The 21,006-nt window shown below is 37.1% G+C and carries 20 protein-coding genes; 3 read left to right on the top strand and 17 right to left on the bottom strand.

The window, feature by feature from the left end; translation table 11 throughout:
* Nucleotides 1-187 precede the first annotated feature (187 nt).
* Nucleotides 188-1,048: a hypothetical protein gene (locus tag HMPREF2988_RS09445; RefSeq protein WP_070770526.1), complete on the bottom strand. Its 861-nt coding sequence runs from the start codon at nucleotides 1,046-1,048 to the stop codon at nucleotides 188-190.
* A 289-nt stretch (nucleotides 1,049-1,337) separates the two neighbouring features.
* On the opposite strand from HMPREF2988_RS09445, the gene HMPREF2988_RS09450 reads away from it, so the two are divergent.
* Together HMPREF2988_RS09450 and HMPREF2988_RS09455 are read left to right on the top strand one after the other, a co-directional pair.
* Nucleotides 1,338-2,471 (top strand): alcohol dehydrogenase catalytic domain-containing protein, encoded by a 1,134-nt coding sequence (locus tag HMPREF2988_RS09450; RefSeq protein ID WP_070770527.1) that lies wholly within the window; start codon nucleotides 1,338-1,340, stop codon nucleotides 2,469-2,471.
* Between the two features lie 30 nt (nucleotides 2,472-2,501).
* Entirely contained in the window at nucleotides 2,502-2,816 is a 315-nt protein-coding gene (locus HMPREF2988_RS09455; protein ID WP_002292499.1) for a YrhK family protein, read from the top strand.
* Nucleotides 2,817-2,953: 137 nt separating this feature from the next.
* On the opposite strand, the gene HMPREF2988_RS09460 is transcribed toward HMPREF2988_RS09455, so the two are convergent.
* From HMPREF2988_RS09460 to truA, 10 genes are all read right to left on the bottom strand, one after another.
* Nucleotides 2,954-3,412, bottom strand: coding sequence for a GNAT family N-acetyltransferase (locus HMPREF2988_RS09460; RefSeq protein ID WP_002292498.1), 459 nt, complete (start codon nucleotides 3,410-3,412; stop codon nucleotides 2,954-2,956).
* 221 nt (nucleotides 3,413-3,633) lie between these two features.
* Nucleotides 3,634-4,887, bottom strand: a complete 1,254-nt coding sequence (locus HMPREF2988_RS09465; protein WP_002316009.1) for a PTS sugar transporter subunit IIC — start codon at nucleotides 4,885-4,887, stop codon at nucleotides 3,634-3,636.
* 28 nt (nucleotides 4,888-4,915) lie between these two features.
* Nucleotides 4,916-5,233 (bottom strand): PTS lactose/cellobiose transporter subunit IIA, encoded by a 318-nt coding sequence (locus tag HMPREF2988_RS09470; RefSeq protein ID WP_002292496.1) that lies wholly within the window; start codon nucleotides 5,231-5,233, stop codon nucleotides 4,916-4,918.
* 24 nt (nucleotides 5,234-5,257) lie between these two features.
* Entirely contained in the window at nucleotides 5,258-5,578 is a 321-nt protein-coding gene (locus HMPREF2988_RS09475; protein ID WP_002292494.1) for a PTS sugar transporter subunit IIB, read from the bottom strand.
* A 312-nt stretch (nucleotides 5,579-5,890) separates the two neighbouring features.
* The gene (locus tag HMPREF2988_RS09480) at nucleotides 5,891-7,306 is read right to left on the bottom strand and encodes a glycoside hydrolase family 1 protein (RefSeq protein ID WP_070770528.1); all 1,416 of its coding nucleotides are present in this window, start codon (nucleotides 7,304-7,306) and stop codon (nucleotides 5,891-5,893) included.
* Between the two features lie 16 nt (nucleotides 7,307-7,322).
* On the bottom strand, nucleotides 7,323-8,639 hold the full coding sequence (locus HMPREF2988_RS09485) for a PTS sugar transporter subunit IIC (RefSeq protein WP_016853121.1): 1,317 nt from the start codon (nucleotides 8,637-8,639) through the stop codon (nucleotides 7,323-7,325).
* Between the two features lie 149 nt (nucleotides 8,640-8,788).
* The gene (locus HMPREF2988_RS09490) at nucleotides 8,789-9,487 is read right to left on the bottom strand and encodes a FadR/GntR family transcriptional regulator (protein ID WP_002316012.1); all 699 of its coding nucleotides are present in this window, start codon (nucleotides 9,485-9,487) and stop codon (nucleotides 8,789-8,791) included.
* A 288-nt stretch (nucleotides 9,488-9,775) separates the two neighbouring features.
* Nucleotides 9,776-10,732: an aldo/keto reductase gene (locus HMPREF2988_RS09495; protein ID WP_002348342.1), complete on the bottom strand. Its 957-nt coding sequence runs from the start codon at nucleotides 10,730-10,732 to the stop codon at nucleotides 9,776-9,778.
* 140 nt (nucleotides 10,733-10,872) lie between these two features.
* The gene (gene msrA / locus HMPREF2988_RS09500) at nucleotides 10,873-11,676 is read right to left on the bottom strand and encodes a peptide-methionine (S)-S-oxide reductase MsrA (protein WP_070770529.1); all 804 of its coding nucleotides are present in this window, start codon (nucleotides 11,674-11,676) and stop codon (nucleotides 10,873-10,875) included.
* A 234-nt stretch (nucleotides 11,677-11,910) separates the two neighbouring features.
* On the bottom strand, nucleotides 11,911-12,654 hold the full coding sequence (truA, locus tag HMPREF2988_RS09505; RefSeq protein ID WP_002316014.1) for a tRNA pseudouridine(38-40) synthase TruA: 744 nt from the start codon (nucleotides 12,652-12,654) through the stop codon (nucleotides 11,911-11,913).
* A 194-nt stretch (nucleotides 12,655-12,848) separates the two neighbouring features.
* On the opposite strand from truA, the gene HMPREF2988_RS09510 reads away from it, so the two are divergent.
* Nucleotides 12,849-15,569, top strand: a complete 2,721-nt coding sequence (locus HMPREF2988_RS09510) for a YfhO family protein (protein WP_070770530.1) — start codon at nucleotides 12,849-12,851, stop codon at nucleotides 15,567-15,569.
* A gap of 133 nt (nucleotides 15,570-15,702) precedes the next feature.
* Here HMPREF2988_RS09510 and HMPREF2988_RS09515 read toward each other — a convergent pair whose 3' ends face one another.
* From HMPREF2988_RS09515 to HMPREF2988_RS09540, 6 genes are all read right to left on the bottom strand, one after another.
* A complete protein-coding gene (locus tag HMPREF2988_RS09515) occupies nucleotides 15,703-16,443 on the bottom strand; it encodes a sugar isomerase domain-containing protein (RefSeq protein ID WP_070770531.1) in 741 nt (246 codons plus the stop codon).
* On the bottom strand, nucleotides 16,444-17,694 hold the full coding sequence (locus HMPREF2988_RS09520) for a PTS ascorbate transporter subunit IIC (RefSeq protein ID WP_070770532.1): 1,251 nt from the start codon (nucleotides 17,692-17,694) through the stop codon (nucleotides 16,444-16,446).
* Nucleotides 17,695-17,698: 4 nt separating this feature from the next.
* A complete protein-coding gene (locus HMPREF2988_RS09525) occupies nucleotides 17,699-17,980 on the bottom strand; it encodes a PTS sugar transporter subunit IIB (protein WP_002292323.1) in 282 nt (93 codons plus the stop codon).
* Nucleotides 17,981-17,992: 12 nt separating this feature from the next.
* Nucleotides 17,993-18,424, bottom strand: a complete 432-nt coding sequence (locus tag HMPREF2988_RS09530; RefSeq protein ID WP_002329674.1) for a PTS sugar transporter subunit IIA — start codon at nucleotides 18,422-18,424, stop codon at nucleotides 17,993-17,995.
* On the bottom strand, nucleotides 18,421-20,061 hold the full coding sequence (locus tag HMPREF2988_RS09535; RefSeq protein WP_070770533.1) for a BglG family transcription antiterminator: 1,641 nt from the start codon (nucleotides 20,059-20,061) through the stop codon (nucleotides 18,421-18,423). The genes HMPREF2988_RS09530 and HMPREF2988_RS09535 overlap by 4 nt, the downstream gene beginning before the upstream one ends.
* A 219-nt stretch (nucleotides 20,062-20,280) precedes the next feature.
* A complete protein-coding gene (locus HMPREF2988_RS09540) occupies nucleotides 20,281-20,916 on the bottom strand; it encodes a DUF998 domain-containing protein (protein ID WP_002342774.1) in 636 nt (211 codons plus the stop codon).
* Nucleotides 20,917-21,006 lie beyond the last annotated feature (90 nt).

The raw sequence follows: 21,006 nt of genomic DNA on the forward strand, positions 1-21,006 counted from the left end.
CGAGAAACTGGCTTTTGAACACCGTTTACCAAGAGGTTGTGAACCTACCGTTTAGCTCTGAGTCACAAGAAGCAATTTCAAAAAATAGCTTCCTATGTTTTATGAATATTGTGACCGAGGAGTTGGTAGGGGAACCCCGTTTATTCATAACAAGAGGTTGTGACAGATTTCATGTCACAACCTCTTATTATTTATATCCGCTTCTTTTTGAAAAAACCTTTTTTTCAGTATTCACTCTCTTGCCAATCCACCATAATCCAGCTGCTATCACTACTTCAACGATTGCTACTACACTAAAAAATTGGATGAATGACAAAATATATGTGTCTAACAAATGTTCGAGTGCTTGGGTTCGAATATCTAACTGACTGGCCATATCGTACAAATAGAGACTGACTGACAGACTTAATAATTGGAAGCCCGCACCTCCTATCACCACTGCAAATGACCAAAGAACTTTTTTCCAAGACATTCTGTATAAATAAAACACTCCGCTCAGCAATACAAGCAAGATACTACTGATCATTGGAAGAAAAGAAACCATTCGCTCTCGTATCGTCAATATCTGATCGATGAACGACATCAAATAAATTGATTGTATTCCTCGTCGAAAAATCCCAGAAGTCATATAGATGAGTAAATTGTTTTCTTCACTAGCAAATGGATCATCCTCTGCTTCTTCTTGTTTGTATGTATTGATTATCTCTTGGAGCTTTTCTTCTACTTCCTTTTCTCCAATCAGTTCTACTGGTTCTTTTTCATATCTGTTGCGGATGAAAAGCTCGATATTTTTTTGTACTAGTTCTTCAGAAACAATCTTTTCCAATGCTTCAGCCGGAGCTCCGATCTCATAATGATAGCTTTGGATCTCTCGATTGATCTCAGCAGCTACTTTTTTCGCATAGTCCGATTGCATGTTTTGCTCTAACATAAAATGTTGATTTGCCAAGGTGCTTATTAAACAAAGCATAACAGTCAGGCAAAACAGGCAGACAGAACTAATCATAACAATGATCCGTTTATTCCATTTATTTTGAATTTGTTTCATTACGCCTCCTCGTATTTGTTTTTTCACTGAAACGAATGATGGTTGGTTATTGTTTAAATAGTTAAAATGATTCAATAGTTCAACTATACTTTACTGTACGTAAGGATACAATGAAGGCACACTCCTTCTTTTTCTAATAAAAAAAATTTTTGGTACTCTTGCTTTTTGAGGATTTTTATTTTGAGAAAAAAGCGTTTCATTATCAAAAAGATAAGAACTCCTTTAGAATGAAACTATCTGTAGTACCAATAATGCAGACAATTTTGTGAATCTGAAAGGAGCATCTCCAATGAAAGCAGTCACTTGGCAAGGAAAACAAAAAATGGAAATCAGAAACGTAGATGATCCAAGAATATTAGAACCAACAGACGCAATCATCCGTATCACAGCAACCGCCATTTGCGGCTCCGATCTGCATCTTTACCATCATGGTGAAGCAGTTTTGGAAAAAGGGTATGTTGTAGGTCACGAACCTATGGGAATCGTTGAAGAAGTAGGATCACAAGTTCAAACATTGAAAAAAGGGCAACGAGTGGTTATCCCTTTTAATATCAGTTGTGGTCATTGTCATTTCTGCCTGAATCACATGGAAAGCCAATGTGATGAATCAAATCCAGATCAGTTATATGGCGGGCTTTTCGGTTTTGGCAAGTTGAATGGCAATCATTGGGGTGGGCAAGCAGAATACCTAAGAGTACCTTATGCAGACTCTACGTCGTTTGTCGTTCCAGATAATAATCTTCCTGATGAAAAAGTTTTGTTTTTATCAGATATTTTGCCTACAGCTTATTGGAGCGTTGAAAATGCAGGCGTAAAAAAAGGCGATACAGTTGTGATTCTAGGATCTGGTCCAGTCGGTCTATTGGCTCAAAAATTCGCTGTAATGGCTGGAGCAGAGCGCGTGATTGCAGTGGATCCAGTACAACATCGTTTAGATAAAGCGGCTGATTACAACGGCGTGGAAACTTATTTCTTAGAAGACACAGCACAAGCTGGAACGGAATTGTATGAGTTGGCTAAAGGTGGTGCCGATGTCATCATCGATTGTGTAGGAATGGATGGGTTAGAACCTGTAAAAGAAAAAGCAAAAAATTTGGTGAGCCTACAAAGCGGCACGATTTCTCCATTACAGATGGCTTCGCAAGCTGTCAAAAAATTCGGAACCGTCCAAGTAACTGGTGTGTATATGACGCCAGCTTCTTCTTACCCGCTTCAAGAGTTTTTCATGCGAGATATTGCGGTCAAGCATGGACAGGCACCCATTATCCATCTGATGCCGAAAATCTACGAAATGATTGCAGAAGGACTATTTGATCCTACACAGATCATTACTCATTCGCTGCCACTAGAAGAAGCAGCACAAGCATATGAGATCTTTGACAAAAAAGAAGATAAAAATATAAAAGTTGTTTTGAAACCTTGAAATCAGTAAAAAATACAGGTGATTTTCTTTATGCCCAAAATCAAACGAAATACCCATGAGATCGAAATAGGAAAAGAAGAAGATATCGAAATACGAGGACGTCGCTTCCGCTTCTATTTCCAAAACCGTTACACATTGATCTCACTAGCTGTCGACTTATTAACCGGGATTTTCTATATTTTTGGAAGCCTTGCTTCCTTAACTAAAATCCCCGATCGATATGGCACCTATTTTTATTTGGCTGGTGCTGTTTTCTTGACGATTCGTCCTATTCTCAGAATCGTTAGGAACATTTTCATTTACGACGAGAAAAGAACAAGGAAAAAGCATGGGAAGGCAGTTTAGCCTTCTCCATGCTTTTTTGTTATTATTGTGTTGTGCATATTTCGCATACTGCGATTCGAAAAAATTTCTAAGTATAGAACAATTTTTCGGTTTCCTTCTCTATATACTCACGTCTATGCTGTTTCATGTATCTACTCTTACAGCGTCATTTGGTACACTCGCACAGGAATTCCTTCATTATCCTGAGCCATCCCGATAAACTGCCAATTGTATTTTTCATAAAAATCCGTATGATCCGTCACAAGGTAAAGCACCTTTACGCCCATTTCTGCAAAGTCTTGCTTGATCGTTTCTAAAATCATTTTGGCAATCCGTTGGTTTCGGTAGTCTTTTTCAACAAACAGCGCACAGACATTCGGAGTCAAATCTACCCGATCATGAAAATCATTGTCAACAACACCTGCACCTGCAATAATCTCTCCCCATTCATTCAATACCACATACCATTGCGGAACCGATGTGTTTTTTCTCGTGCTTGCTTGGATACTTTCTTCATAAACAGCAACTGGCAGATGCCATTTTGAAGCAAACCATTCGGCTGTTTCTTTTATCAACGTCGGTCGATCCCGCAATTTTATGACTGTTCTTCTCTCCATTTGTACTCTCTCCCATTCATATTTGGTCTATTATAGCACCTTGTATTTCAAATAGCTTTTCAATCGCTCGATTTTTTTGAATGAATGGGATTTTTTATTTATACACAAATTTCAAGACAAATATACCTCGATTTTCTCATTCATTATTCGATCCTAAGTTTTAAATTACTTGTTTCCATAAAAAAACAGAACCAGATAACCGGTTCTGCTTTCTTTTTTCATTAAGCATCCAAAGCTTCTTTTCTTCTTTCTTGGATCGTAGCTACCTTGACGAACGGTAGATAGATCAAAATAGAAAGGATCAGATTGACAGCGGCCAGTACACCACCTGCAATACTCTTCGTTGCCAATACACCGCCAATAACTGGTGGTGTTACCCATGGTGGCATAACAGTAGCTGCTGGCACTAAACCTGTAGAAGTCGCAAAGTACGCAACACTAACTAAGACCATTGGTGTCAAAATAAATGGAATGAACATGATTGGATTCAATACGATCGGTAAACCAAACATTGTTGGTTCATTGATATTGAAAACACCTGGCGCAATCGACAAGTTTGTTACAACCATATACGGTTTGTTTTTACGTCCTACTAAATAAATAGCTAACAGTAAACCTAATGTTGCACCTGTTCCTCCTAAATTGACAAAGCTGTCGAAGAAAGGTTTGTTCACGATAAATGGTGCGCTATGTCCAGCTGCGATCGCATTGACATTTGCTTCGATTGCCGGCGCATTGATCGTTTGCATCAAAGGATCGACCATATTCGCCCCGTGTAAACCAAAGAACCATAAGAATGGTGTGATAAATGCAAGCAATAATGCAGATGGATAAGAGTTTGCAAGTCCCATAAATGGTTCTTGGACCACTGTATAGAACGAACCTACGATATCATCAACCCCAAATGCAGCAAAAATTGCAGCAACTAAAGCAAAGGCAGAGATAGTGATCATTGCTGGCAGTAATGAAGCAAATGCTTTCGCAACTGCTGGTGGCACACCATCAGGCATTTTGATGATCAATTTTTCATTTCCGCTTAAACGTACAAAGATTTCTGTTGAAATAATCCCAACAATAATAGCAATAAACAAACCGTTTGAGCTCATACCTAATGCTCCGCCTAAAGCAAAGAAAGAGCCTAAAGAAATCACACCTGCGGAAACACCGTCTTTTCGGTAGCCGTTAGCTAAATGATACGCAAGTAAGAAAGCAATCAAGACAGAAAGAATGGCAAATGTGCCGTTCCAAGCTGCAGCCCCGAATCCTTTCCATGATTCACCGCCAAAAATTGAATTCATCAATTCTTGGAATCCGGGAATCGGTAAGTTATTGATCATTACTGCTAATGCTCCTAAAATCATTAACGGCATACTCACCATAAATGAATCCCGAATCGCAACTAAATGCCGTTGTGCACCAATTTTTGATGCGACAGGTATAAAATGTTTCTCCATAAATGCAACAAATTTATCCATAAATCTTCCCTCTTTTCTTTACTGTGGATTACGCGTCCAACCGACGATACAGATCAATGATCTCTTTTGCTAAATCTGTAAAAGCAATAGATGTCATCAGGTGATCTTGACTGTGAACTGTCAAAAGTGTTACTTCAACGTGGTTTCCTTGTGCTTCTTGCGTCAGCATCTCTGTTTGAGAGTGATGTGCTTGGACTAAAGATTCCTCTGCATCTTTGATTTTTTCATCTGCTAAAGTGAAATCTCCTTTTTTCGCAGCAGCAATCGCTTCCATTGCATCGCTTTTTGCATTTCCGCCAAACATGATCAGACCCATGATGGCTTCTAGATTTTTTTGATCTTCCATTTCTTGTTTCCTCCGATATTTTTATTATTTGTTTATTAGTTTTTCTGCTTGGTCGAGTACTTTTTCACCATTCATCATGCCATAGTCAGCCATATTGATCACATCTAAAGGAATGCCTTTAGGTGCTAGCTTTTCAGCAAATTGATTTTGCATAAAACGTACTTGCGGACCTAAAAGTAAAACGTCTACATTTTTAGATTCTAGTTGATTATCTGCATCTGAAGCAGAGACAGCAAAGATATCTGCTTCCATTCCTTTTGCTTCTGCTGCTTTTTGCATTTTTGTGACTAGGAGGCTTGTACTCATTCCCGCTGAACATACAAGCATGATTGTTCTCTTTTCCATTTTAAACACGTTCCTTTCTATTCTTACACTTGTATATAAAGCAAGTAGTGTGCCAACTTTAAAAGCGCTTTAAAAAGTTGATAATATCACGTTTATGGTCTATACCAAGTTGCATACACACTAAAAAAGAAAGCGCACACTAAACACACAAATTCTTTTTTATTGTATTTATTTCTTTTAACGTGCACAAAAAAAGTTGTGACAAGTCTTTTGTCACAACTTTTTTGAATAAGAGGTCAAAATGCTACTTTCACAACCTCCTTTATTCCAAATAACCATCAAATACAATCAATATCTTCGAAAAACTTCTAGTTATTTATAGGCTTCATTAGGCAAGTTTAATTCTCTCTTATCAATCAGAGACTGATACCATGAAGCAGACTTTTTCAATATTCTGCTCCGTTCATCGTTCAATTCGATTCGAACTAATCCATATCGATTCTTAAATGCATTCATTGGTGAAACACAGTCAGTGAATGCCCATAACATATAACCTTCGCAATTTGCACCTTCTTCTGCTGCTTTGATCAAATAACGCAAATGCTGTCCGATAAATTCGATACGATAGTCATCTTGCACGATCCCTTTCTCATCCATGTACTGTTCTTCATGTTCTCTTCCCATACCATTTTCTGTTATCAGCCAAGGGATATTATGATAATTTTCTTTTAGATACATGGCTATATCGTACATGATTTTTGGATAGATCTCCCACCCTCTAGAATTGTTCATTTTCTTTCCAGGTAAATCAAAGACTTCATAATATCGTTCTGGATGGAAAGGTGTCTCTTCATTCCATTGATAACGAGGAGCACGAACGCGTTTAGGGTAATATTGATTGATCCCAAGGAAATCTACTGTATGATGCTGAATCGTTTCTAAATCCTCTGTTGCAGGATCGAAATAAATCGATTGTTTTCGACACAACTCTAGGAACTCTTCTGTGTAGTACCCTTTTACCATCGGATCAAAAAATACTCGATTATAAAACAGATCATACATATAAGCAGCTTTTTGGTCTTCTGGAGAACTGGAACGAGCATAGACCATCTCAGGATTTAAAATACAGCCAATCCTTCCGCCATAATTGCCACTATGGTAAATTTCTACAGCTTTAGCCGTTGCTAATACTTTGTGATAATTCCACATCATCCATTTTTTTGTGTTTTGTTCATGCGGCCAGCGAACAGCATCCAAATAGCAACGCGTTTGGGGAACGATTGGTTCGTTGAATGTAAACCAGTTTTTTACCCTGTCACCGTAACGATCAAAAGCAATCTTTGCGTACTTAGCATAAAAATCAACCACTTTTCTTGAAGACCAGCCATCATATTTTTCCAAAAGAAAAGCAGGGACTTCGTAGTGTTCTAAACAAATCATCGGTTCTACGTCTGCTTCGATCAAAGAGTCGATCATTTCACTTATATGCTGAGCATATTCTTCATCTACTATACAATTCTCGTAATCAGTGAAAAAACGAGCCCAATTGATAGAAGTCCGATAATGTGTCAGATGGATGGATTTCATCAAATCTACATCCTGTTGGTACTGCTCCATAAAATTAGTTGCTACGGCTGGACCATACCCATTATGCCAAACAAAATGTTCATTTTTATACCAGCTATCTATAAACGAATCCTGTCCTTCTTTTTTTCCTTTCCAACCTTCCGTTTGCCAAGCAGAAGATGCTGCACCAAGAATAAAATTTTCTGGAATAGTAATTTTCATGATTTCCTCCTGTTTTTTAGATCCCATCATTTTCCACACGATTTGCTACTTTTACGAATGGCAGATAGATCAAAATAGAAACAACAATACAAACAAGTTGCGTAATAACTGCACCGATATTTCCTGCTGTGGCCAGATAAGCATTGACGATCGGCGGCATCGGCCAAGGAACCATTACAACTGCTTTTGCCGCAAATCCTAAAGCGGTTGCAAAATAACCAATCGTTCCTGTAACAAGCGGCGTTAAGATAAACGGGATAGCTAAAATAGGATTCAGCATGATCGGCATACCAAAAATAACTGGTTCATTGATGTTGAAGATCCCAGGAGCAAGAGATAACTTGGTGATTTGTTTCATATCTTCTCGCTTTCCCACTAGCAATACTGCTATCAGTAGACCTATCGTGACCCCAGACCCGCCCATACTCATATACATATCCCAAAATGGCATAGTGATAATGTTTGGTACTTCTTTTCCAGCTTCAAAAGCTTCCGTATTTACAGCAATTGCCGCTAAAAGCAACGGTTCTCGAATTGGCTTCACCATTTGATTTCCATGGATACCAATCACCCAAAAGACTTGCGCAATGAACATCAATAACAAAATACCTGGTAGCCCTTGAACGACACCTTCTAATGGGCGTTGTACGACATTGTAAATGATATCATAAAGGTACATCCCTGTAAGTTCTTTGATGATAAATCCCGCAGCCGCGATACCTGATACTGTCAGAATCGTGGGAAATAACGCAGAAAAACTGGCAGAAACATTCGTTGGCACGGTATCCGGCATTCTCAGCTGTAGTTTCTTCTGTTTCCTCAACCAGCAATAAAGTTCAATGGAAAGGATGGAGACCAACATTCCCAAAAATAACCCTTTCGTATCTGTATATTGTTTAGCCAATACGTTTTCTACTATAACAGTCTGATTTTCATTCACTAATTCATAAACAGTTGGATTAACAGATAAATAAGACATCACTGCGATAATACCAGGGAATACACCATCCACTTTATTCAGCTTTGCTAATTCGATCCCTATCAGAAAAACAGCATAGATGGTCAAGAAACTTAGTGTGACATAGCTGATGGCAGATGCGATAGGTTTTAATTCTTCTAAAAAACGCAAAAAACTTATCTGTGCTAACCCATTTTCCGAATCAAAGACCATTGCTGAAAACAACGTGCCAAAAGCACCCGTAATAATTACCGGAATCAATGCAGCAAATGCGTTTTTTATCACCATGATATACCTTAAATTATTGATTCTCGTTGCCACGTTCCCTAAAACATTGGCTAATTTATCCATAAAACTCATTCCAGATCCCCTCATTCCTGCTTCTTCTCCTTGCCGTCATCTCTTTTTGCCTGTTAGTCAGCGCTTACATTTCGGTGAATAAAAACTATTTGCTTGTCCGTTTTACCAAATATAAAACAAAAATTCATCTGATGTATTTATCATAAAATACATCAGATGAACTGTCAATTAGTTTCTTTCTTCCCAATTATTTTCTGTAATTCTCTCCGATTTGTTGCCATATGGACAGTCATCGCATCAAATGCCGCAAGTACATTCCGCCTCTCGATAGCCTGAACGATTTCTGTGTGGATATCGATCGTCTCGATTTTCAAATGCTGGATATCATAATTTTTGTTAAATAAAGCAATCGATTCATTAATGATCGGAATGATATGCAGTAACGCTACGTTTCCGCTAGCTTCTGCAATCGTCGTATGAAAATCGATGTCTAATTGAACATGATCTTGTGTACCTTCTCGAAAAGACGTTTCAATCTTTTGCGTTAAGCTTTTCATTCGGCTGATTTGATTTTTCGTTGCATATTCCGCCGCTAACCCTGCCATCTTTGGCTCCAGTAAATATCTCAGCTCAAACAAGTCTCGTATCATCCGGTCCTGATCTTCAATCAAAGAAAAACCGAGTGGATCATTAGCAATTCCTCGCTTATCACTGACAAATGTCCCCGCCCCTTGCCGAACTTCAAGAATATTCCTAGAAGCAAGCGCTCGGACAGCTTCTCGCACCGTGCTGCGTCCCACCTCTAAATAATCGGACAACTCATATTCATTCGGCAATTTATCTCCTACTTGCAACTGCTTTTCCTTTAAATATCTAAGGATCTTGTCCGTGGTTACTTCTACTAGGGTTTTATTTTCTTCCAAACCACATACCTCCTTTTCATCTGATGTATTTTTTCGTAATTATTATAACACGTTTGAATCATCTGATGATTTTTTGTATAAAAAATTGATTCATCCGTTCATGGATATACAAACGAAGCTATTTACCATAAAAAAAGACTAGGATAAAATTCACTCCTAGCCTTCGATCATTTTTATTTTGAACGACAAAACGTATGATGTTCAATAATAGATGAGCTTCATTCGATTCTTGATGACATTTTTTGTTCATTTTTTGATAGATGGATAAAAAATTTGATTACATCGTTTCTATTCTAGAATTTGGTCGATCTTCAATTCTTCTTCTGGTGAGAAATCTAAATTATCCATCATTCGAACACTTTCTTGTAACTGACTTAACCGACTTGCTCCAACCAGTACACTCGTAACAGATTTTTGTCGCAAATTCCATGCAAGGGCCATTTGCGCTAATGATTGCCCTCGTGATACGGCGATTGTCTGCAGTGCTTTGATTTTTTCCAGAGTTGATCCAACTTGTTCTTCTGAAAGGAATGGTATTTCCTTACGATGTGCTCTAGAATCTTCAGGAATCCCATGCAGATAACGATTTGTCAGCAAACCTTGGGCAAGCGGGCTGAACGTGATTGCTCCTAGACCTTCTTCTTCTAATACTGGAGATAAGTCGTCTTCTAGTAGTTCACGAGAAAACATATTGTAGCGCATCTGATGAATAATGAACGGTGCTTCTTTTCTTTTTAAAATTTCAGTCATTTTTTTGGTATCTTCTCCATTATAGTTGGATATACCAATATATAATGCTTTCCCTTGTCTTACAAGTTGCATCAATGCTTCTGCTGTTTCTTCCAAAGGTGTATCAGGGTCTGGACGATGATGATAGAAGATGTCGACATAATCTAGTCCCATTCTTTGGAGACTCTGATCACAACTTGAAATGATAGATTTACGAGAGCCCCATTCTCCGTATGGGCCTTCCCACATATGATAACCTGCTTTGCTAGAAATAATCAGTTCATCACGGTAGGCTTGAAAATCTTCTCTAAAAATACGCCCGAAGTTTTTCTCTGCAGCTCCAGCAGGGCCTCCATAATTATTCGCAAGGTCGAAATGGGTAATTCCCATGTCGAATGCGCCTCTTAAAATCTCTCTTTGGTTATGGATAGGATCATAATCACCAAAATTTTGCCATAATCCGAGAGATAAAATCGGTAATTTCAAACCTGAATGACCGGATTTACGATATTCCATTTTTTCATAACGTGCACTATCTGCAATATACAAGTTTTCTCCTCCTTACCATTTTTTAAAACGCTTTCTTTCGTTCTGCTTTTAGTTTACTACATTTTAAAGAAAAGGAGTTAGTCAAAATGATTTTTTCTTGTATTTTTTTACCATTTGTTTTTTATTCGTTGATAGATCAGAAATTGTTTACGTGCTTGCTGAATTTTTTTATAGCGTTTCGGTTGTTTTTTGTAAAATTGCTGATGATAATTTTCTGCTGGCCAAAACGTACCAACTGGTTCAATTTTTGTGACGATTGGTTGGCGGAACGTTCCTGAACTGACTAGTTCCTGTTTCGATTGCTCCGCTAATTTTTTCTGACGTTCGTCTTGATAAAAAATCACCGGACGGTACTGCTTCCCTCTATCTTGAAATTGTCCAAAGGCATCTGTGGTATCAGTTATTTGCCAATAGATTGTCAACAAATCGCTATAACTTATCTCTCTCGTATCATAAATGATCTCCACAGCTTCCACATGGCCTGTGTAACCACCACTTACTTGATCATAATTTGGTTTTTCAACATGTCCGCCCGTGTATCCTGACAAAACGGATAGGATCCCTTTTTTCGATTCAAACGGCTCGACCATGCACCAGAAACATCCCCCTGCAAATACTGCACGTTCTTGATAGTCAGCATCTTGCATAGCATGCTTGGAAAAGTCATATTTTTGTTGCGTGTCAAATCCTTCCGTAAGCAATAAATAAAAGTCCATTACGTCAGGCGTCAGATTCATTCGGATAGCTAATGGACGTAGTGTTGCTTCTAGTTTTGATAACTGTTCTTTAGCGGATGTATTCTCTCTTATGTCATTCTTTGTCTGGATCAATACTTTTCGTTCCCAATCTCGTGTATTCGGATTTAAAATCAGATTATAAAGTGTTTGAATGAATACTTGTTCCTTATCCATAGACTCTCCTCCTTTCCGAAGAAGACAAGCTAGTGACTTTAGCTGTAATTTATCATAAAGTGAGGAAATAAGCGATTGAATCGTATCTATTCAAAGAAGATAAGCGGCTTCAGATGATATAAGATGATCTTTATCTTAAAAAGTATACTCTATGGTTTGGTTTAACTAAAAAACGACCTCTGAAAAAAGGGATGTTCTCCAGTTCTCAGAAGTCGAGTAAAGATGATTCTTTTTTTATGAACGATAATAAACTTCATCCAAAAACAGACCTTGTGCAGGGACGGTTTCTCCTGCATGCTGCCGCACTTTGCTTTCGAATATTTCATCGATTGTTTCTATCGGCATGGCACCTGTACCGATTTCTAGTAATGTTCCCATGATGATTCGCACCATTTTATATAGAAATCCGTCTCCGACAAAAGTAAAATGAAGCATTTCTCCCTTACGTTCGATAGATAATTCATCAATCGTACGTACCGTAGATTTTTTTGATTTTTTCAATGCAGAAAAACCAATGAAATCATGTGTACCCATCAATTTTTCGCAAGCTGCATTCAGCTTATCCATATCCAACTCTTGAGGAAAATAAAAGCTGTGATTTCGTTCAAATGCTGAAGGAATCACGTTGTTCCAAACATAATAGCTGTATTTTTTGCCCACCGCATTATATCTTGCATGGAAGCGCTCAGGCATCTCTTCGATTCTTTTGATGACAATATCTCGCGGAAGATAGCGATTCATAAAGTCGATCATTTCTGCCAGTCCAATTTCTGAGTTTGTTTTGAAATTTGCCACTTGTCCTCGCGCATGCGTGCCGGCGTCTGTTCTTCCTGATCCAATAATTTCTATCTCTTCATTTGTCATCTGATGCAACACTTTTTCGATTTTCCCTTGGATGGTTTTATCGTCATCTCCAAGTCTTTGCCAGCCTGAATATCTTTTTCCGTCATATTCGATCGTCAACTTGATGTTTCTCATATTTATTTAACTCCTTTATGGTCAGTTACAATTTATTTGCTTCATGAGTATAACATAATCTAAATAGCGTAGCTTGCATACTATTGATGTCTCCTTGATTTTCAGATACTCATTTTAAAATAATGCTAGTTTTCCTAATTCTCATTGTCTATACTTGATATATATTCTTTAATCTATTATCGGAGGAACTTGTTTTGAAAAAACTGTTAAAAAAAGATGCTTTCACTTACTATTCTATTTTAAGCATCTGCTTATGGGTCGTTATCGTTAGTCTTTATATGTGGTGGCCTATTGCTGGAAAAGCCCCTGTTGAGCTATGGGATGGTCAATCCCAACACTTTGTTTCATTTGTTTATTTTGGCGAATACATTCGGGAAATAATCAAAAATATTTTGATTGATCATAATTTTTCTATCCCAACTTATGATTTTAGTATTGGTTATGGTCAAGATATTTTAGGAACATTACATTACTATATCATTGGTGATCCTTTTTCACTGTTAGCAGTATTTGCTAAACCAAAGTATGCAGAATTTGCCTTTTCATTAGCAATCATGTTACGCATTTTCTTTTCCGGAATCTCTATATCGATCTTTCTTCGACATAAGAAAATGGCCAACTATCAAACTTTTATCGCCACATTCATTTATGTATTCTCTGGTTTCGTACTAAGTTCTGCTTGGAAACACCCTTACTTCATCAATCCGATGATTTATCTACCATTGCTATGTTTGGGGCTTGAGTATATCTTCGAGAAAAGAGGATATAAACTCTTTACGTTTATGATTTTCATTTCTGTTATCAGCAACTTTTATTTCTTTTATATGCTTTCTATCTTAATCTTTTTATACGCTGTTTACAGATATTTTGAACTTTATACTTTAAAAGACTATAAAGTGTTGTTTTCTCTGTTATTCAAATCTATTGGTAGTTACGTATTAGGAATAATGATGGGCTCCGTTATTTTCATTCCCGTAATTAATCAATTTTTCAATGCTGGACGCGGGGAGATTCATTCAACGCTCTTACCTTTTTACACGAAATCATTTTATTTGAATTTTGTGAAAAACTTTATTTCACCAGTTTACGGAGGAGAAGCCTCAACTGTCACAGCCTTTTTCCCAATCATCATTTTTGTATTATCTGTTATTTTATATCGTTCTAAGCAAAAAAATAATTTTGCAAGACTTGATCTTTTAGCCATTAGCTTGTTGACTATTTTCTTATTCTTTCCATTTTTTGGTAGTCTTTTCAACGGATTCTCTTATAGCACGAATCGTTGGATGTTTGGTTATGCATTCTTTTGGGCTTTTCTAACAGCAAAATACTTACCTGTTTTAGTTGAATCCGCAACTGATTTATCAAAAAGAAAACGGTTTGTGCATATTTCTTCTATTGTTTTCTTTTTCTTTATCCTTTTCACTTTTGCAAACTATAAGCGAAATGTACAGCCTTATATCGGTTTGATCTTCCTGTTGCTCTATTCAACTATCTTTTTATTGTTTGCTAATTCGAAAAAAACAAAAATCGCGTTGAGTATACTGGTATTTTTGAATGCTCTAGTTTATGGAGCCTTTCAAACAAATATCAAAATCAATCCCCTTATTATTAACAGTTATACTGATAAAAATATCGTAGAAAATGATTATTGGGCACCAAAAAGTTCAGCTATCTCAGATATTATCAATAAAGATACTGACTGGTCTCGTTATGAATTGTCTAAAACTGGAAATCCTCGTTCCGAAGAAAACAATGCTTTGTTAAGGGGAATAAATAGTACGAATTTTTATTTTAGTTTAGCAAATAAAAATATTTTTTCCTTCAATAAGTCTATTGAGAACAATATCAACAGTGACTATGAATATTATGGGCTAGATAGTCGTGCAGAATTAGGCACTTTAGCAAATAGCAAATATTACGCAAAACTAAAAACTGACACTAATCAAGATATTCCTTTTGGTTATACTTATTTACAAACAATCAATAAAAATGGTCAAGATGTAGAAATCTATCAGAATACAAATTTCCTACCTTTTGGCTATACGTACGATTCCTATATCAAACAAAATGATACTCAAACTAGTTCATTAGCTATTATGGATAGTATGACAAAAAGTGTTATTATAAATAAAGATATCTCTGGTCTAAAGAAAAATCCTATTACCGATAAAGGAATCAAAAAACTGAACGATCATATACAGCAAACGGATGGAGTAGAGATAAAAGGAAATCAGTATATCGTTTCTAAGAACAATGCAACTGTTACGTTTTCTGTAGACGCTCCATCTGATTTGACAAACAATTATTTGTTTCTACGGTTTAAGGGAATAAATTATCCTAATACACAACCAGGATTATTTCTTCCAACTGAGACCGCCACGTATTTAAAAGTAACTTATGGACAACTGTCAAAAGAATTTAATTTTCGAAATCAATATCAAGGATGGTACGTAGGGATCAAAAATTCCTTACTTAATTTAGGGGCAGTGCAACCTAATCAAACTATTCAAGTCAGCTTTAGAAATCAAGGAGTCTATACATTTGATTCTATTGAGTTATATACGCGTGACTATAGTCAATTAAGTACGGAAATAGCTAAATTAAGGGAAAACACACTTCAGGATGTTCATTTTTCGGCAAATGAAGTATCTGGTGAACTAAATCTGGAAAAAGAAAAATTGCTTTTATTAACCATCCCTTATGAAAAAGGATGGACTGCTTATGATAACGGAAAGAAAATACCAATTATCCAATCGAATTATATGTATACAGGATTACTCCTCAATCCAGGTAATCATCAAATCAAACTGATCTATCATACACCTGGTTTAACGACAGGTTGGATACTCACTATCGTTGGATGGATCATCTTCTTATTCACTATTATCTTGAAAAAACGATTTTCTTTTAAATAATTCAAGAAATTTGGGTTTATTTCCGAAAGATACTTCTGGAACACCCTTTGTTCGAAATAAGGGACTGTGACAATACTTTTGTCGCAGCCCTTTTATTTCACTTATATTCTAAAAGATAAATTGCCATTATGAATTACATGAATTCATAATGAATCACTTCTTTATATTCCTCATATAATTCCGCGTTTCGCAGATCGCCCCCATCTAAATTCGCCGAATAAAATATAGGAGGATGTTTTATCCCATTTGCAATAAGCTGTTCGCAAACTTCCACGATGATCGTATTGAGGATGGCTGCACCGATTACAGTAGAGGAAGGACCAGCTTTTTGTACGATACCTGTCAGCTCACAGCAAGCATCTCCTATATCCCCATGGTTATCGATAACTATATCAGAAACCTCAAACAATCGTTTCCCTGATGAATGACGACTAGTCACCGATCGTGAATATTGGACATTCGTCAAACTAATGATTTTTACGCCCTTCGCTTTTGCAGTTAACGCTAAATCAATAATGATTGGGTTTCTTCCCGATACCGAGTGAAGGATCAATACATCTTGATTTTTAAATGAAACTGTTTTTGCTAAATTCGTTCCATATCCTTCTAAACGTTCCATTTGACTGGTAAAGGTGATAGGGGAACGATCTAGCATCACTTCTCGTCCAAAGATAGCATTGATGGTCATCATCCCACCTGCCCGATAATACATCTCTTCCGCTAAGATACCAGCATGACTAGCACCAAAAATATAGACCGAACGTTTTTGTAGATTCGCTTGGGTCAATACATCGATTGCTTCTTTGATTGACTTTTTTTCTTCCTTTTCAACCAAATCTAATAACTGTTTGATTTTATCCATATATTTGAACATCTAGAACCCTCCAAACAAACCGCTGAATCCTCTACCGATCATTCCCCATAACGACAAATCGTTTCCGCCGAAAATCAATATCCAGCTTTGGATCGTCGTACTAAAAACAATAGCTGAAAAACCAGCTAATACGACCATGACAAATGAAGCTGCGATTGTTCCGACAACCGCTCCACGAAAGCCACCTTGACCTTCACCGATGACTGCTGCACCACCACATTCAAAGAAACTTGTGATTACTAATGGCACAAGCAACACACCGAATAGATGGAATGAATTCGCCAAAACAACTAAAATCGTAGAAGTGATCATTGCCACGATAAAACCGATAATCACTGCATTTGGTCGATAATTGAATAAAATAGGCACATCAAATGCTGGTTTCGCTCCCGGTACGACTTTTTCTGCAATCCCTTGAAATGCTGGAATGATTTGATTGATCAGTAGTCGGACACCATATAGCATAATGAGTAGTCCTGCACCAAAATTCAACCCTGCTTCAATCGAAAACATCAGGAGATTATCCCCTTCTGGTATCAAAACAGGTGCGATGATCCCAACTACGGTATTCATCAAGAACATGACTAGTGCACCTGTAATTGAGATTTCTCGGAAAAATGAAAGATTCTCAGGTACTTTGATATCTTCTGTCGATTTTTCTTTATTTCCTACTCGTTTTGCTACAAATCCCGAAACTAAAGACAAAACACCCGTTGGATGACCAATCAGGAAAGAATCATCTCCCGTAGCATCCCAGACATATTTGCGCATGATCCACGGCATGAAAGACCAATAACAAGCCGATAAAATCCCGCTGATTCCAATCAATTCTCCCCCTGACAGTCCTGCCTCCACACCAGCTGCTACAAATACGAAAGGAAACCACCAAAGCATATGACCTGTTAAAAAGATCGTCTTCACAGGTGTAAACCGAGCAATCAATAAATGGATAACTAATCCTAAAAACATAGCTAATCCGACCGTTCCGCCATATTCTGCAGTAAACGTCACATCAGATAGTCCTTCTGTCACTTCTACACCCAACTGTGTTTGGACAGCTATATTGATTGGAGAAATCGTTCCGACCAGCATATTGACACCGGCGGTCAAAGCAACCATACCAAATGCAGCGGTCAAAGCTCCCTTAACCGTTTCTGAAAATGATTTTCGCTGGATGATCAGCCCGAGCATCGCAATCAAACCTAGCAAGACGGGTGGATTCTTCAAGATGTGTTCACTAATGAAATTCATTCTTTTATTCCCCCTTATCAGCTAGATATTGTTCCAATTGCGCCTTTATTTCTGAAGTATCCATATACTTTTTAATAGGATAAACAGGCGCTTTTACAGAAGCTTTTAGTTCTGGAAGTAATTCATGACTTGTAAAATAAACATCTGCCATCGTTGCTTTGGCAGTGGATAAATCTGTATTTTCCACTGTCGCCTTTAAACCAAGCTCCTTAATTACTTTATCAAGAGACATTTTCAAAACCATAGAACTCCCCACACCAAATCCACATACTGCTAAAATTTTCATTTTTCTTCCTCCTTATGCAAATAACTGAATGATTGTTTCTTTATTTCCTGATAAAATCGTTTGATATTTTTCATTGTCCATAAATATTTCCATGATATCTTTTAATCTCTCCAGATGGCTTTCGTGGTTTTTGGCAGCTAAAACCAAAAAAATATGGATTGGTTTCCCTTTCATATCTACAGCATCTTTTACGACTAAAAGACTCATACTTTGCTCGTTTACTCCAAGACCTGGTTTTGCGTGCATCAGCGCAAAATAATCAGCCAACACCATATATGGTCCATTTTCCTCTACACTTCTGATCATGTTTTCTAAATACGTATGCGTTATCATTTTGTTTTTTAATAATGGATTACTAGCAATTTCGACTGCTTTCATCCAATTTTCAGCCGTTTCTATTACTTGGATTTGATTTTTCGGTAGCAATTTATTGATACTACTCATTCTCTGACCTCCAACATTTTTGAAATAAACCAATTTTTATCCTCTATTCCTTGCATGACCATTTTCATCACAGGTTCGACTTCTTTCACATCTTCTTCTCGGATCATTAGCAGAACAACGATATCTGCCTTTTGATATCCCCATGAAAATGGCTTGTCTGCTATCAATACAGCAACCGAAGTTTGTTTAACGACATTAGGATTGCCATGAGGAATAGCAAAACCATTCTCCAAGTATGTTGATTGGATTTCCTCACGCTCAAAAATAGAGTGGAGAAATCGCTGTTTCGATTCTTCATTCTCAAACTGTTGCTGATCAACCAAAAAACGGATAGCAGCTTCTTTTGAATCAAAGTGATCAAAATAGACATTAGAGGAAATAAGAGTTTTCACTTTTTCAGCTATCGAGCCTTCGATGTTTATTTGTTCGTTATCTATGACCAGATCGATATAATGATTCATGATACGTTTCATATCTCTAGCAGTAACCATTGGTGAGATTCTTACTACTGGTCTAATTTGTTTAGGTATATCGACAGTGGAGATAATCAAATCTACGTCAAACAAATCTAGTCTGTTCAATTTATCGACAGATGCTGTTTCGATACTATCGATATCAGGTAAGATTCTTCTGATTTTTGCAGAAACAAATGAACTGGTTCCCATGCCATTGGGACATACGAATAAGAGTCTATTTAATCGTTTGACACGCTCGATTGCTGCTTGGAAATGGATAGCTACAAAACCTACTTCATCTTCGGACAAGCTTACTTGATAAGGCCAGCGAAAATCATTTAACGCAAACCAGACAACACCATACAAAGAAGGATAATTTTGTTTTATCTCATCTATCAAAGGATTTACGATGGTCGTTTGAGCCTCAATACGTAAAAGCAGCTGATACAGATGGACAAGCAGATCTTCTTCTAAACGACTATCTTGGGTAAGATCTATCTGAATGCCTCTACTCACTTTTTGGATCAATTGCCGGATTTTTTCTCGAAATACTAAAGGGATCGTTTCATTTTTCATGAAAAAGCGTAAACCACTTCCCACAATAACATAAGTCAAATACTGTACTTCTTCTTGCGAAAATTGGTAAATACGCTGTTCCTCTAACTGATGCAGCAATTCACAAGCGAGGGGATATTTATTGAATTCTAAAAAATACTTTCCATATTGATTTTTACCTTTTAAACTGATTTTCTTCCCTTCTCTTGAACGCTGAATCATCAATAAGATCGAAACAATGATACTTGAAAAGTAGCTTTCTGGTATCTCAATTTGCTTGTCTGCAATGCTCTCGCGAAAAGATCGTTCGACTATTGCTAGAAGCTTTCGATCCACTATTTCTCTTACGATCTCCAATTCATCAAAATGATTCAGGATCATACGCTTCAGTACCTTCTGAACCTGTATTTCATTTCCTTCAAAATATGTCCCGAAACGATCAAAACTGAGATTCAACCCTTCTTTCGCAAATACATATTTGATGTAAGAAATATCATTTGCGATACTGCTTCTGGAAACATAATATTCTTCAGAAAGTTGCTGGTAACTTACATGCTCGAAATTGGACAGTCTGTTCAGGATCGCTACTCTTCGTAGTTTGCTTTCTTGATATTGTATTACACTCATTTCCATCACCTTCTATATTCACTATAATTTTTTTTTATAAGGAGAACTAGACCAAATAAAAGATTAAAATAACCTGAGAAATCATACACTACTCTTTCTCAGTTAATATACGCTAAAACAGAAGCTCTACAAGAAAATTATGGAACTATATTTCAGAAAAACAAAAAAACAGCCAACGGACGAAATGTCCGCTGACTGTTCAATTTGACGGCTCAAGTTTTACTGTTTGAGATGCAAGATACTCAACCAGGCAATGGGCACATAATTAAAGAAAAAACTGATTCTTTGGCAAAATCCTATTTTATTCAGTAATGGCCAAGAATTTATAGAAGGAATTCTTGCCAGACCATAAATCGCCGCAAAAAGCAAACTGATTACAGACAGTCCAAGGTATAAGTGGCTTACGTCCATTTGCCCATTTTTTCGATAGATCAAGAAAAGAAGAACTGGAAACAATAAAAAACCACTGTAACCTAAACCTGATCCGATATTATGGACCCATGTCGAGACATTCCACGAAGACTCATGGGTATTGATACTGAACAAACCTGTGAAGATACAATCACCTATACCATAAAAACCGATAGATGCTGTAACCAGGGTAGCTAACACGCGAGATGTACTTGCAAATGCAGCATATAATGCAGGCAATGACAGGATGAAAAAAATCCCTGAAACTACTGACCAAATAAGAAACGCCTTTCTTACAGGACTGGAAACCTCTCCAAATACACTGATCACACTCTTCATTTGATCTAATTCAGGATAATACAATCCTAATACGTACGGAGTCAAAAAATCACTCAACACGCCTAATAATAAAAAGAAGAAACCAAATTTACGTAAAAAATCCATGATGCGCCTCCAATAACAATTACCTATGCTTTTAATTGTTATTATAAACGACTTTATCTCGATTTAACAGGAACCTCTATTTTACACGAA

It is taken from the genome of Enterococcus sp. HMSC061C05 (genome assembly GCF_001814765.1).
GTDB lineage: Bacteria > Bacillota > Bacilli > Lactobacillales > Enterococcaceae > Enterococcus_B > Enterococcus_B lactis.